General features: G+C 59.1%; 17 protein-coding genes and 1 pseudogene. 9 read left to right on the top strand and 9 right to left on the bottom strand.

The features are described 5' to 3' along the window. The first annotated feature begins 97 nt into the window (after window positions 1-97). Complete coding sequence (locus CKW29_RS05705) at window positions 98-832, top strand: phosphoadenylyl-sulfate reductase (protein ID WP_095148057.1); 735 nt, start codon at window positions 98-100, stop codon at window positions 830-832. Between the two features lie 85 nt (window positions 833-917). Here the strand turns inward: CKW29_RS05705 and CKW29_RS05700 are convergent, their stop codons facing one another. Continuing rightward, window positions 918-1,841: a LysR family transcriptional regulator gene (locus tag CKW29_RS05700; RefSeq protein ID WP_095148056.1), complete on the bottom strand. Its 924-nt coding sequence runs from the start codon at window positions 1,839-1,841 to the stop codon at window positions 918-920. 125 nt (window positions 1,842-1,966) lie between these two features. On the opposite strand from CKW29_RS05700, the gene CKW29_RS05695 reads away from it, so the two are divergent. Continuing rightward, window positions 1,967-2,713 (top strand): 3-oxoacyl-ACP reductase family protein, encoded by a 747-nt coding sequence (locus CKW29_RS05695; protein WP_095143055.1) that lies wholly within the window; start codon window positions 1,967-1,969, stop codon window positions 2,711-2,713. 84 nt (window positions 2,714-2,797) lie between these two features. On the opposite strand, the gene CKW29_RS05690 is transcribed toward CKW29_RS05695, so the two are convergent. From CKW29_RS05690 to CKW29_RS05670, 5 genes are all read right to left on the bottom strand, one after another. Continuing rightward, window positions 2,798-3,490 carry an HAD-IA family hydrolase gene (locus CKW29_RS05690; protein WP_095148055.1) on the bottom strand — a complete coding sequence of 231 codons (693 nt, stop codon included), beginning with the start codon at window positions 3,488-3,490 and terminating at the stop codon, window positions 2,798-2,800. A gap of 71 nt (window positions 3,491-3,561) precedes the next feature. Beyond that, on the bottom strand, window positions 3,562-3,741 hold the full coding sequence (locus CKW29_RS05685) for a hypothetical protein (RefSeq protein WP_095148054.1): 180 nt from the start codon (window positions 3,739-3,741) through the stop codon (window positions 3,562-3,564). 23 nt (window positions 3,742-3,764) lie between these two features. Next, complete coding sequence (locus tag CKW29_RS05680; protein WP_095143053.1) at window positions 3,765-4,118, bottom strand: glycine zipper 2TM domain-containing protein; 354 nt, start codon at window positions 4,116-4,118, stop codon at window positions 3,765-3,767. Window positions 4,119-4,435: 317 nt separating this feature from the next. Continuing rightward, window positions 4,436-4,639 (bottom strand): hypothetical protein, encoded by a 204-nt coding sequence (locus tag CKW29_RS05675; RefSeq protein ID WP_095143052.1) that lies wholly within the window; start codon window positions 4,637-4,639, stop codon window positions 4,436-4,438. A gap of 141 nt (window positions 4,640-4,780) precedes the next feature. Beyond that, the gene (locus CKW29_RS05670) at window positions 4,781-5,101 is read right to left on the bottom strand and encodes a YbjQ family protein (RefSeq protein WP_095143051.1); all 321 of its coding nucleotides are present in this window, start codon (window positions 5,099-5,101) and stop codon (window positions 4,781-4,783) included. A gap of 122 nt (window positions 5,102-5,223) precedes the next feature. Here CKW29_RS05670 and CKW29_RS05665 point away from each other — a divergent pair, with 122 nt between their 5' ends. Further along, window positions 5,224-5,418, top strand: a complete 195-nt coding sequence (locus CKW29_RS05665) for a hypothetical protein (protein ID WP_095143050.1) — start codon at window positions 5,224-5,226, stop codon at window positions 5,416-5,418. A 46-nt stretch (window positions 5,419-5,464) separates the two neighbouring features. Here CKW29_RS05665 and CKW29_RS05660 read toward each other — a convergent pair whose 3' ends face one another. Beyond that, window positions 5,465-5,800: a hypothetical protein gene (locus CKW29_RS05660; protein ID WP_095143049.1), complete on the bottom strand. Its 336-nt coding sequence runs from the start codon at window positions 5,798-5,800 to the stop codon at window positions 5,465-5,467. A gap of 369 nt (window positions 5,801-6,169) precedes the next feature. Between CKW29_RS05660 and osmE the strand changes: the two genes are divergently transcribed. After that, the gene (osmE, locus tag CKW29_RS05655) at window positions 6,170-6,523 is read left to right on the top strand and encodes an osmotically-inducible lipoprotein OsmE (RefSeq protein ID WP_095143048.1); all 354 of its coding nucleotides are present in this window, start codon (window positions 6,170-6,172) and stop codon (window positions 6,521-6,523) included. A 193-nt stretch (window positions 6,524-6,716) separates the two neighbouring features. Next, window positions 6,717-8,282 carry a PAS domain-containing methyl-accepting chemotaxis protein gene (locus tag CKW29_RS05650; protein WP_095148053.1) on the top strand — a complete coding sequence of 522 codons (1,566 nt, stop codon included), beginning with the start codon at window positions 6,717-6,719 and terminating at the stop codon, window positions 8,280-8,282. A 123-nt stretch (window positions 8,283-8,405) separates the two neighbouring features. On the opposite strand, the gene CKW29_RS05645 is transcribed toward CKW29_RS05650, so the two are convergent. Further along, window positions 8,406-8,588 carry a hypothetical protein gene (locus tag CKW29_RS05645; RefSeq protein WP_095143582.1) on the bottom strand — a complete coding sequence of 61 codons (183 nt, stop codon included), beginning with the start codon at window positions 8,586-8,588 and terminating at the stop codon, window positions 8,406-8,408. Window positions 8,589-8,601: 13 nt separating this feature from the next. On the opposite strand from CKW29_RS05645, the gene CKW29_RS05640 reads away from it, so the two are divergent. The 3 genes and pseudogenes from CKW29_RS05640 to phaR all read left to right on the top strand — a co-directional run bounded on the left by CKW29_RS05640 (window position 8,602) and on the right by phaR (window position 9,819). Further along, on the top strand, window positions 8,602-8,781 hold the full coding sequence (locus CKW29_RS05640) for a hypothetical protein (protein WP_256576993.1): 180 nt from the start codon (window positions 8,602-8,604) through the stop codon (window positions 8,779-8,781). Between the two features lie 270 nt (window positions 8,782-9,051). Then, window positions 9,052-9,226 (top strand): annotated as a pseudogene (locus CKW29_RS05635) (helix-turn-helix domain-containing protein); the annotation flags it as partial. 59 nt (window positions 9,227-9,285) lie between these two features. Further along, window positions 9,286-9,819 (top strand): polyhydroxyalkanoate synthesis repressor PhaR, encoded by a 534-nt coding sequence (gene phaR / locus CKW29_RS05630; RefSeq protein WP_095143046.1) that lies wholly within the window; start codon window positions 9,286-9,288, stop codon window positions 9,817-9,819. Between the two features lie 35 nt (window positions 9,820-9,854). Here phaR and phaP read toward each other — a convergent pair whose 3' ends face one another. Further along, on the bottom strand, window positions 9,855-10,430 hold the full coding sequence (phaP, locus tag CKW29_RS05625) for a TIGR01841 family phasin (RefSeq protein WP_095143045.1): 576 nt from the start codon (window positions 10,428-10,430) through the stop codon (window positions 9,855-9,857). A 252-nt stretch (window positions 10,431-10,682) separates the two neighbouring features. Between phaP and CKW29_RS05620 the strand changes: the two genes are divergently transcribed. Continuing rightward, entirely contained in the window at window positions 10,683-13,121 is a 2,439-nt protein-coding gene (locus CKW29_RS05620) for a DUF3141 domain-containing protein (RefSeq protein ID WP_095148052.1), read from the top strand. Window positions 13,122-13,143: the final 22 nt, after the last annotated feature.

Below are 13,143 nucleotides of genomic sequence, written 5' to 3'. Positions count from 1 at the left end.
GCGCAACGCAGACGAGCGCACCCGTTGACCCGGGTTTTTGCTACCATCGCCATTATAGAGAGCGCTTAGCGCCACCGACCTGTAGGAAACCGCCTTGATGAGCCCATCGTTCGACGTCGCTGAACTCGCCGCGACCTATGCCACCCGATCGCCCCAGGACATTCTCAAACTGGCCTTTGCCGAGTTCGGGGACGACCTGTGGATCTCCTTCAGCGGCGCCGAAGACGTGGTGCTGGTGGACATGGCCTGGAAGCTCAACAAGAACGTCAAGGTCTTCAGCCTCGACACCGGGCGCCTGCACCCGGAAACCTATCGCTTCATCGACCAGGTGCGCGAGCACTACAACATCCAGATCGAACTGGTTTCGCCGGACCACACCAGGCTGGAACCATTCGTCAAGGAAAAAGGCCTGTTCAGTTTCTACAAGGACGGTCACGGCGAATGCTGCGGCATCCGCAAGATCGAACCGCTGCGCCGCAAGCTGTCCACCATTCGCGCCTGGGCCACGGGCCAGCGTCGCGATCAGAGCCCGGGGACCCGCAGCCAGGTGGCGGTGCTGGAAATCGACAGCGCGTTCTCGACACCGGAACGTACCCTGTACAAGTTCAACCCGCTGGCGCAAATGACCAGCGAAGAAGTCTGGGGTTACATCCGCATGCTGGAACTGCCGTACAACAGCCTGCATGAGCGCGGCTTCATCAGCATTGGCTGCGAGCCCTGCACTCGCCCAGTGCTGCCGAACCAGCACGAACGCGAAGGCCGCTGGTGGTGGGAAGAAGCCACCCAGAAAGAGTGCGGCCTGCACGCCGGCAACATCATCAAAAAAGCCTGACCCTTCTCTCCTCCCGCAGAAGCAGGCTCGCCCTCTGTGGGTATGAGCCTGCTCGCAAACGCCTCACCTCGGTTTCGAGCCCGGTTCACACCGCACTGAAGCGCTGCGCCAGCTGCTGCCCGGCAAATTGCTCGATAATGAAATCCACAAAGACCCGGGTCTTGCCCGGCAGCAGCTTGTGTTCGGCGTAATAGATCGAGATGTTGCCGTCATCGACGTACCAGTCCGGCAACACCCGCTGCAAGGTCCCCGCCGCCAGGTAACCCACCGCAAACGGCATGCTCACCAAGGCGATACCCAGGCCCTGGGTCGCCGTGGCGCAGGCCGCTTCCGAGTCACTCATGGTCATCCGCGCCTTGAGCACCAACGGGCTGTGCTGCTGGCCTTGATGGGTCAGTTGCCAGGAGCGCACGCGACCGGTTTGCGGCGAGCGAATCAGGATGCCGTCGTGGTGCTTGAGATCGTCTGGTTCGATCACCTCGGGATGGCGCGCCAGGTACTCCCTAGAGGCCACCAGCACGCGATGGGCCGGGGTCAGCTTGCGCGCCACCACCCCTTGGGGCAGCTCAAAGCCACCGCCTATCGCGGCGTCGAACCCCTGCCCAATCAAATCGACCTGGCGATTATCGAAATGCCAATCCGGGTTGATCGCCGGGAAACGCCGCAAGAACTCACCCAGCAACGGCACGATGTACAGGCGCCCGAAGACCGTGCCCATGCTGACTTTAAGGGTCCCGACCGGCTGCCCTTCGGCACTGGCCAGATTGGCCACCGCATTCTGGATCGTCTGTAGACTCGCGCTGACCTCGCCGAGAAACAACTGACCGGCCTCCGTCAGTGTCAGGCTGCGGGTGCTGCGCTGAAACAGCCGGACGCCCAGGCGCGCTTCCAGCTTGGCGACACTCTTGCCGACCGCCGCCGGGGTCAGGCTCAAGCGCCGCGCGGCCTCGGCAAAGCTGCCGACCTCGGCGCTGCGCACGAAACATTCAATACTGCTAAAGGTTTCCATGGCCATCATTCTAAACTTTTGGTTTACACAGACTATAGCAATTACCCTCTACACAGCAGGTAATCGCCCCTCGATACTGGTCGCCATCAACCGAGGCAGCTCGCCCCGGGACATTGGAGATCGACATGACCACTCAACACCTCAGCGGTAAAGTTGCTCTGATCCAGGGCGGCTCCCGCGGCATCGGTGCCGCTATCGTCAAGCGCCTGGCCGCTGAAGGCGCCGCCGTCGCCTTCACCTACGTCAGCTCCAGCGCCAAGGCCCAGGAACTGCAGGACAGCATCACCGCCAGCGGCGGCAAAGCACTGGCCATCAAGGCCGACAGTGCCGATGCCGACGCCATCCGCCATGCTGTCAACACCACGGCCGAAACCTTTGGCCGACTGGACATCCTGGTCAATAACGCCGGTGTGCTGGCGATTGCCCCACTGCAAGAGTTCAAGCTCGAAGACTTCGACCAGACCCTGGCCATCAACGTGCGCAGCGTGTTCATCGCCACCCAGGAAGCCGCCAGGCACATGACCGAAGGGGGTCGCATCATCAATATCGGCAGCACCAACGCCGACCGCATGCCCTTCGCCGGTGGCGGCCCCTACGCCATGAGCAAGGCCGCACTGGTCGGCCTGACCAAAGGCCTGGCCCGCGACCTGGGCCCACGGGGGATCACCATCAACAATGTGCAGCCCGGCCCGGTCGACACCGACATGAACCCGGCCCATGGCGAATTCGCCGACAGCCTGATTCCGCTGATGGCTGTAGGGCGCTACGGCACCGCTGCCGAGATCGCCAGCTTTGTCGCCTACCTCGTTGGCCCCGAAGCCGGATACATCACCGGAGCCAGCCTGACCATCGACGGTGGGTTTGGCGCCTGACCCACGCTCCTAGTTCCTCCAAAAGCAAAACGCCGGATCACCTTTATCAGGTCACCCGGCGTTTTGCTGTCGAGGCTTTGCCCGTCACGCTGGCTCTTGTACCGGCAGGCCATAAGCCTGTGGCTCAAAGGCCTTCAACGAACGCAGGATACGATCGGCATGGGCGTATTTTTCGTCCGCCATGGCCGCGTCCGGTACCGCAACCGCCGTCATCCCTGCGGCTTTCGCGGCGGTGACACCAAAGGGTGAGTCCTCGAAGACCAGACAGTCTTCAGGCGCCACGCCCAAGCGTCGGGCTGCCGTCAGGAAAATATCCGGCGCCGGCTTGGCCGCGCCCACCTCGGGATCGTCAGCGGTCACGATGGTATCGAACAGTGCAAACCAGTCACGGTGCTGCGTGGTTTTCTGCGCGAAGGACTGGCTCGAAGAACTGGTGCCCACGGCGATTGGAATGTTGTTGGCCTTCAGGTGCTCCACCAACTCTCGCGCCCCCGGCATCGCTGGCGCACGTGGAAAACGCTCGCGCATCAAGGGCTCGCGGATCACGAGAAACTCTTCGGCGCTGATCGGCAGCTCCAGTGCCTTCACCACATAGCGCGCCAGGTCCTCCGCACCACGGCCGATGATGTTTTGCTTGACGCTCCAGTCGAACGTGCGGCCGTAGCGTTGCGCAATGATCTGCGTGACCTCGGTGTAAATGCCCTCGGTGTCGAGCAACAGACCATCCATATCGAATATCACGGCCTTTATCGGGCCCACATCCAGCGGTGCATTCATCGCATCTGATCCGTTATCAACACAACATTCCGGGAACGGCTCAGGTACGGCCATGGTCATGATTCCCCTTGTCACCATCGATTAAAGGGTTCAGCAGCATAGCGAGCCTGATTTACATCCAGCAACTGTTTACCGCCCCCGCCCTTCAGATCGTGGTCCAGCAAGTCACGAGCGGTGATCACTGCCATGGCGTGCGGGATGCCTTGTAGGACGTCATAAAAAAACCCGGCATTCGCCGGGTTTTCGTACATCGAGCCGCCAGGATCAGTGATCCTTACTTGGCCATTTTGCTACCCACTGCGCTACCCGCCGCACCGCCGATGCCTGCACCGATGGTGGAGCCGGACTTGCCGCCCAGCTTGTTGCCGATCACCGAACCACCGGCAGCACCGATACCACCGCCAATGGCGGCTTCGGTACGGCTGCCTTTGCTTGCGCCAGCAGCACCACCGGCCGCGCCCGCAACACCGGCGCCGATCGCCGCGCCAGTGCTACCGCCCAGTTTGTGACCCACTGCGTTACCCAGCGCGCCGCCAAGACCGCCACCCAGTGCTGCGGTGCCGTCACTGGCCATTGCACCTTGAGCGACCAAAAGCCCCATAACCAGAGCAGGCAGAGTTAAACGCATGACATAAACCTCAAACAGTGTACTGAACAGTAAAAAACGGGATGCCTGGAAAGAGGGTTGTTCACTCCGGAACCCGGCCCTCCTTCCTGAGCGCCCAAGTTTGACAGCATTTACGCCAAGAGTTTTATCGCAGGCAAAAAAAAGCCCGCTGGGGAACGGGCTGAGAAGATTGCTTTTAACGGATGACCTGAGCCTACGGATGCGCTTGTGAAAGAAACGTGAAAAAAAACCTCGTCCGACAAACCTGATACAAAGTGTGGCACACGCTTGACACAACGACCTCCACCCACGGAAAACCGTTCTTTGGCTGGGCCTGCTTACACTTTAGCGACTGGCTTGCGCACAGGGGCCGCCACCTTGGGCATAAACGGCTTTGCCGTGTTCCTGGTCACTGTCGAGCGGGCATTGCCCGATCCTGCCGGTGTTTCAGCAAAACCCGAAACGTAATCCGTCTGCCCGCAGCGCACGCAATTATTGACCGGATACTCCGCGCCATCATCTTCGATGTAAGGATTGCTCATTTCCCTGCTCCTCCAGACAGGTCAATACCGGCAAGCAACGGATTGCCTAAAAAAGCACTGACCCTCAAGCATTCTGAGACTAGCCGGTCATTACTAGACTACTGTTTCAAAAGCTTAACACCCGACGAACGGTCAGCCCGTCTACTTGAGACTGACCGCCGTCCCCGTCACAAAGACCATCAACATACTGCCCTTGCCGGAAGGAATGCTGATCTCGTAGTGCACCCCGACTACGGCATCGGCCTGCACGCTCCGCGCGCGCTCCTTGAGTTCTTCCGTTGCCTGGGCCCGCGCATCCTTCAACGCGCGTTCCAGCGTCTGCGAACGCCCACCGAAAAAGTCGCGCATCCCGGCGAATATATCCCGTACGACGTTGATGCCCTGCACGGACTCCGCGCTGACGATGTCCAGGTACGCCGCAATCTGCCGGCCTTCGATGGAGTGGGTCGTGGTGATAATCATGAACTGTCCTTGATGGGCTGGAAATCGGCCGCGAACTGGCCGAAGTCATGGAGACGTACATACTGGAGACTTGAGGCACGAATTGCGCCACCGATTGCGATATCGAGCGTGCAGGGGTCTGTATGACGGTGTTTTTACTGCTGTACCTGTGCACGGACGCATCGCGCACAGATTGCCAGGTGATCCCCCTTGAGCATTGGGCCCAGCCCGATGGCTATGCTCAGTGTGTCGCGGCAGCCAAAAAGCTGACAAAAGACCTCACCGCCAAGAACCGTAAGAGCAATTACTTCGTCTGTGAAACGCAAGAGAACCCTTGACCGGCAGCAAACGTCCTTCACCTTGCCGCCGGGCAAGGCCTGCGAGCTACAGGCAGTCGCGCACCGCCTTTCGCAGCGCATCGGTCTTGGCCCATGGCGGCCCTTGATAGAGCGATACCCGGCTACCGTCCTTGTACTTGACGATGTCCAGGATTTCATCGGCGGTGATGATACTGGGGGCGTTGATCCTGAATCCGTTGGAGATCGAGACCTGGGTGGTCTTCGGAATCTCCCGCTGCCAGAGCGGCAGCACACAAGCGGCGTATTCCTTGGGTGGCTTGGCCGACACCTTGCTGACATTGGGCTCGCCCGGCACCAGGGACGCCGGCAATGAACATCCGGCCAACACCGCGCCTGCAAGCGCCACTGCCCATATCCGCATGATGATTCCTTGTCGTCAAAAGGAGAAATGTAGCTCCACATCGGTTAGACATCCAGCCTCTGCGAAAGCTTGAGGCCGTACCCGCCAGGCGTGGGTGAATACCGCCCGGGCGCCACTCATCGACCTTGCCGTCTACCTTGGCATTTCGTCGCCTGACCGTTGCTTGAGCAGGGTCCACGGAGCACACTCTGCCCCGCTGATGGAACCAGCCCCCCAAACAGACAGCCCGCCATTGCGCGGGCTTTTTGTTGCCTGCCCTTCCCGCCCCTCGGAGCCCCGAGACGATTTGGCGAACCCCACCGAACTCGACTTTACTTGAACTGATGCACCCAGGTGTCTCTTCGCGGCACTCACTCCGGGAGCCCGACCATGAACATACTCCTACTCGCACTGCTCGTCGGATTTTCGACAGTGGCGGGATGCACCTCCTACGCTCAGATCTATCAGGACCAACCACTGTTCGCCAACGTCGAAAACGGTATGAGCAAGGATCAGGTCCAGCAGATCGGCGGCAAGCCCCTGTCCATCAGCGAACGCACCGTCGAGCTTGGCAGCTGCTATGACTACCTGCTGACCCAGGCAGAACACAAACACACCTATAGCGTCAGTTTTGACAGTTACGGCAAGGTCGATCACACGGGATTCATGACCTGCGCCGAATGGAGTCATGCACAGCAAAAAGCACGGGAGCCCTCCAGCGGCGGTGGGGGTGGCGGGTACTAAGGGATAGAACGCCCCCCCCTTCCAAAACCGTTATCCATGCCATTCAATAGCATGGGAAATATTCCTGCCAGGAGCCAGGTCACGGACAAACAGTAAATACAACTCATTGTTATCTAATGATTTTTTGAAACATTCGCTCATATTTTCCCGATGCATGCCGATGGCCTTCTACCGGACCCAGGGAGCATCAGGAATGAGAAACAACCAGCCCGTCACCCAACGCGAAATTGCGCTGGCCCCGCAACAGAAGCTCATCTCCACGACCGACGCTCGCGGTGTCATTACCTACTGTAATGACGCCTTCGTCGACATCAGTGGTTTTGACAGAGCGGATCTGATTGGCGCGCCACAAAACATCGTCCGCCACCCCGACGTGCCCCCGGCCGTGTTTGCCCATATGTGGGGCGCACTCAAGCAAGGGCGTCCGTGGATGGGGATCGTCAAGAACCGCTCCCGAAACGGCGATCACTACTGGGTCAACGCTTACGTCACGCCAATATTCGAAGGCCGCCGGGTGGTGGGCTTTGAATCGGTCAGGGTCAAGCCGACAGCCGATCAGATCCGCCGGGCCGAGTCCCTCTATAAACGCATCACCCAGGACAAACCGGCCATCCCCCGCCAGGACACCTGGCTACCGGCCCTGCTGGACTGCCTGCCGTACCTGACCATGGGCCTGGCGGGCACGGTGAGCGGATTGTTTCTCAGCGCACCCGTGGCGATTGCCGTGGCCGCCGGTGTCGCCGTACCGCTCGGTCTGCTCACCTCACGCTGGCAGAAACAAGGCACCCTGCGCCTGCTGCAAATGGCCGAGCCTTCCACCTCCGACGCACTGATCGCGCAGATGTACAGCGATGAGCGCGGACCCCAGGGGCGCCTGGAAGCCGCCTTCGTCAGCCAGGCGGCACGCCTGAAAACATGCCTCACTCGCTTGCAGGACACTGCCGAGCAATTGAGCGGGCTGGCTGGACAATCCGACGTACTGGCCGCCGACAGCTCAAGAGGCCTTGATCGCCAACGCGTCGAAACCGAGCAAGTGTCCGCCGCCGTCAACCAGATGGCCGCGACCACCCAGGAAGTCGCCAGCCATGTCCAGCGCACGGCGGACGCCACCCAGGAAGCCAACCTGCTGACCGCACGCGGACGCGACGTGGCCCGGGACACCCGCGCGGCCATCGAGCGTCTTTCCACCGTCGTCGGGGAGACTGGGCAAACCGTCGCGCAACTGGCCAGGGATAGCAATGAAATCGGCACCGTCGTCGACGTCATCAAAGGCATCGCCGATCAGACCAACCTGCTGGCCCTCAATGCCGCCATCGAAGCCGCACGCGCCGGCGACATGGGCCGGGGCTTCGCGGTGGTGGCCGACGAGGTTCGCCAGCTGGCGCAGCGCACCTCCCAATCCACGACCCAGATCCATGACCTGATCAGCAAACTCCAGACCTCTTCCCACAACGCTGTACAGACCATGGAAAGCGGCCATCGCCAGGCCGAGGAAGGCGTGGCCTGGGTGCTTGAGGCCGACAAAGCCCTGGTGGGCATCAGCGAGGCGGTGGCCAACATCACCGACATGACCACCCAGATCGCCGCCGCCACCGAAGAGCAGACAGCCGTCGCCGAGGAGATCAGCCGCAACATCACCACCATCGCCCACCTGGCCGACCAAACCTCGGAACAGGCCCGCCACTCCGCGGACCTGAGCAAGGAACTGACCCAGACAGCGTCCACCCAGTACTCCCTGGTCGAGCGATTCAATCGATAGAGCGTACAGGGCCCCAGGCAACGGGCCCGGCTCACCCGCCACCGAACAACACAAAACCCCTGGCGTGCGCCGAGCACGTCAGGGGTTTTGTCGTGAGTAATGGCACTCCACTGCCGGGAGGCCTTAAAGAAGCTTGACCAATACCGCTGTGACAGCGGCCACCGTGCCGATCAACCCCGTGGCAACAGCAACTGGATACCAGGAAGTTTCACAGGTCACCTTCCCGGCCTCGGCGTTCAGCTTGATCTGCTCGGCCATCCGCTTGACGATTTCCACGTGAATCTTTTCCAGCTTGGCCTGCTTCATGGTCTGCGCCTGCATGACACTCATCCTTTCGGGTAACGGGGGCATTTCAAGTGTGAAGAAGCGCCAGGTGCTTGAGATTTGGCTTGGCGCTGACGCCAAGCTTTTAAGCGATACTGAGGTTGAGCGGCGGTTTGCCATCAAGATCAGTAAGGCGGTACGTGAGCTGGAAGAGGATATTGCTCAAACGTCTTAGCAATTTTCAGCTCGTGGGGCCTGTTAAAACGCTGAAGAATAGCGGCAGCACTCGCCCTTAGTGCTGGAGTTCGGAAGGTGACCTGGCCGGTAGGCCTGAATTAAGTAGTTAGCCGAAGGACAAGTTTTTTCGTCTCCAAAGCGTTAGTGTAGTGGCCTGATGAGACCGGACACCCATTTAGGCGGGAATACTCACTAGTTCGAGGTGTCTGATGGCCAAGCAAAGTCGTTGCTTTTCCGCTGAATTCAAACGCGAGGCTTGCAATCAGCCCAGATCTCAGAATCTGTGGTGTTCAAATGGCGAAAGCGCTATCCGGAGGCGGGTTTTGAGGGATTGAACGACCCTGCCTCGAAGTGGCCAACCTCGCAAACTCAGCACTCAAAAGATGAAGAAAGTTCTTATGCTGACCACCCCGCGGGTGCCGCGCGAGGCAACGCATTGGAGTGGCAGTGGTCAGAGTAGGATAAGATGCCTGTAAATCAGGCTTGCTGTGAGTAGCCCCGCATGACAGATAACAGTCGGAACACCACCCGTCTGATCAAGAAGTACCCGAATCGCCGTCTGTATGACACGCACACCAGCAGTCATTTGACCCTTGCGGATATTCGTCAATTGGTCATCGATAAAATCCCCTTCGAGGTGGTCGACGCCAAGACTGGCGAGGATCTGACCCGAAGTATTTTGCTGCAGGTCATTCTGGAAGCCGAAAGTGGTGGTGAGCCGATCTTCTCCATTGAGATGCTCGTGGGGATTATCCAGTTCTACGGTCCTTACCAGGGCGTCCTCGGCAGCTACCTGGACAAAAGCATCCAGACGGTCATCGACATCCAGTCCCAGACCGGCGCTCAGTCCTCTGAAGCCTGGGGTGAGTTCATGCATCAACAAGCACCGGTCATGCAGGATTTGATGCGCCAGTACGTCGACCAGTCAAAAGCCCTCTACCTGAACACTCAGAACCTCTTTGGCCTGTTCGGCGGCACACCGTCAGGCAAGCCAGGCGCGGGTGGCGGGTCGAAAAAAAATGGCGATGGGGAATAAACCCATCGCCATCGGTGTAACCGTTTTAACGTGACTTACTTGTTACCGCTTGTTGCCTTGCCAGTCTCTGGCGCGGTTTTCCCGGCTGCGGCAGTCGCTGCAGTCGCTGCTTCGAAACCGCTCTGGGCAACGTCAGTAGCCTGTTTTACGGCTTTCTGTGCGCTTTCAAAAACGGTGCCAGCATTGGCCAGCGACGACTTGAACGCTGCCACAACAGGCTCGGAGCCAGCCGGTGCATTCTTGCTGATCACTTCAACGAACTCTTGCACCTGCTTGGTGCCCGCCTCGACCTGACGCGTGGTCAGTTGGGCGATTTCCGACTGGGTGCCAACAATCAGCGCGTGTACTTGACGATTGAACTCAGCAAGGCGTTCGGCTTGCACATTTGGCTGGGTGAAAGAAGCCTGGAGCTCAGCGAACCCTTGTGGATCACGGACTGCCAGCAGTTTGCGGAAACCGTCGAACTGCTCCTCGGTGGAGGCCTGCAGAGTCTTGATCTGCAATTGGGTGAGCTGTTCAACGCTGGCGAAGATTTTGCCGCTGATTTGCTGCAGGAGGTCTAGATTGGCTTTCTGAGCGTCTTGCAATTTTTCCGAGTTAAAAAAAGTCATGCTTGAATCTCCTGATTCTGAAAGGCCGACATGAGCCTGAGGACGCGATAGCGATCCTGCCGAGCATCGCGTTAGCCTTGATATTGCAGTGCACAAATTCGTTTGGCAATGTTTTTTTGTGCGCCGCACAACAATCCTTCACCTCCCACCGTTATTCGCTATAGACTCCTGAAAGGCGAACGGCCAGCCAAGCTCTTTTTAATGATGAGATGCAGGCGAGCTGCTTCTCATGCATGAAGCCAGGAGATCACCATGGGCCAGGAAGATATTATTGCATCGCAATATGACAGACTCTCCTCTCAACGCAGCCTGTTCGAACACCTGAGTCATCTGCAGCACCTCAATACCCTGAACGTCCTTGATGCTTTGCGCCAGCGCCAGGAAAAAACCCTCGCGCCTCTTAAGCGGGGTCAACTCAAACAACCCACGCCCACTGACTGGCAGGAATACTTCACCGACCTCGGCCAACGCAGCCTGCTGTTCTGGGACACACTGCGCCAGCGTGGCGACAATACGCTGGCCCATGAACGCGCCGGGTATCCTCTGCTGCTCAAGTTCGATCATGAAACCCTGGTCGCAGGCTCCGATCTCCCACGCCCGGTCAACTATTCACTGTTGCGAATCCTCCCCGGACCAGAGCAAAGAATCGACAGCAATAGCCAGCCGGTGATCATCATTGACCCACGCGGCGGCCACGGCTCGGGAATCGGCGGCTTCAAACAGGATTCGGTATTAGGTGAAAGCCTCAGAGCCGGCCACCCCACCTATTTCATCTCTTTCAGTCACTCGCCACAGCCCGGGCAAACCCTGGCCGATATCGTCGAAGCCCAGGCCCGGTTCATCGAAGTCGTCAGTGCCCTTCACCCGGCCAACAGCAAGCCGATCATCATCGGTAACTGCCAGGCCGGCTGGGCCTTGATGGGACTGGCGGCAACACGGCCGGAACTGCCAGGGTTGATCATTATCAATGGTGCCCCCTTGTCGTACTGGGCCGGTGTCAATGGACGCAATCCGATGCGCTATACCGGTGGCCTGCTGGGTGGCGGCTGGATGGCTCGCCTGGGCAGCGACTTGGGCAATGACCGTTTCGACGGTACCTGGCTGGTCAGCAATTTCGAAAACCTGGACCCGGCCAACACCTATTGGGGCAAGTACTACCAGCTGTTCAGCCAGGTCGACAGCGAGGCTGCGCGCTTTCTCGACTTCGAACGCTGGTGGGGCAGCCCGACCCTGCTCAATGGCGAAGAAATCGAGATGATTGTCGATGACCTTTTCATCGGCAACCAGTTGTCCGGCGGTCTCGGCCGCAAGAGCTCCGGCATTGACCTGAAACGGATCGAAGTACCGGTGGTGGTATTCTGCTCCTACGGAGACAACATCACCCCTCCACAGCAGGCATTGAACTGGATCACCGATGTCTATCCCAGCGATCTCGCTTTGCATGACGCAGGACGTACCATCGTCTACCTGCGGCACGCTAGCATCGGCCATTTGGGCATTTTTGTTTCCGGCAAGGTGGCGCAACGTGAACACCGTGGGTTGCTCGGTGCGGTCGAAGCCATCAATGCGCTGCCGGCAGGGCTATACGAAATGCTGATCGACGATCTGCCGGCTGCCTCAGGCAGCGGTGACGTGCAATACCGAGTGCGTTTCGAATCAAGGCGAATCGCCGATATCCATGATGACGTCGAGCCGACTCGTGATGACGATCGCGAATTCTCTCTGGTGGAGCGTGCGTCTGAAATCAACAGCACGTTTTACGACGGGTTCATACGCCCGTGGCTACGTCAGATAGTCAACGAGCCCGTTGCCGAACTGATGCGCAGGACGCATCCCTTCCATCAGCAGCAAGTGCTATGGAGCAGCCTGAATCCGGCGCTATGGTGGTTGGCCAGGACCGCCTCCCAAGTGAGAAGTGATCGTCGTCCTGCACGCAAAGATAACCCGTTGCTGGCCTGGCAGGAGCTGTTCTCCAACCAGACGCAAGACGCCCTGAATGCTTATCGCGATATCCGCGATGCCACCCAGGAGCTGTGTTTCTATGGCATTTACGGCGCACTGAGTGTCCTCACCAGCAACAAGCCTGTGCGAAATCTCCAGGCACATGCTGATCAGCAAGACCAAGCCCTGATCGAACGCCTGCAGGATGCACTGCCCCATGGCGGCCCGCTGGAAGCGTTGGTGCGGATTCTGCTTTTGCTGGGCCGCGACAGCGATAAGGCGGGCAAGGAAAGCATTGAAAAACTGATCCAGCAGGTGCATCTGCTGGTCCAGGACTACAGCAATGAGCCTGCTGCCCTGCGCGAAGCCATCCGGTTGCAGAACCTGCTGGTTTTTGCCCACCCACAAGAAAGCTTACGCAGCCTGCCCTTGCTACTCCCGGACACCAAGGCACGCCAACAGGTCCTCGCAGCCGTTGGGCAATTGATGCCCGAACTGCTGACAATTACTGGAGCTGAAGGCGAATTCTGGCGTGAACTGCACGCGCTACTCGAAGTCCCCTTGCCAAGTTTTAGCCTGACCCAACCGCCCAGTGAAACAGATGTCATTCAGCTGGCGCCCCCTCTGGAGCCATCCCCGTTTGTGGCAGTGCTGCCGTCGGAGATCACACCGGCGCCCGCCCCCGTCATCGTAGCTAAAGCCCCAAAACGCAAAGCGAGCAAAAGGACAAAAGGTCCAAAGCCTCAATGAACGCCTCAATGAGCCTTCACAA

The sequence above is a fragment of the Pseudomonas sp. Irchel s3a18 genome, from assembly GCF_900187535.1.
Classification (GTDB): Bacteria; Pseudomonadota; Gammaproteobacteria; order Pseudomonadales; family Pseudomonadaceae; genus Aquipseudomonas.
Note: the sequence above shows the minus strand (reverse complement) of the source record. Positions and strands in the feature narration are given on the sequence as shown.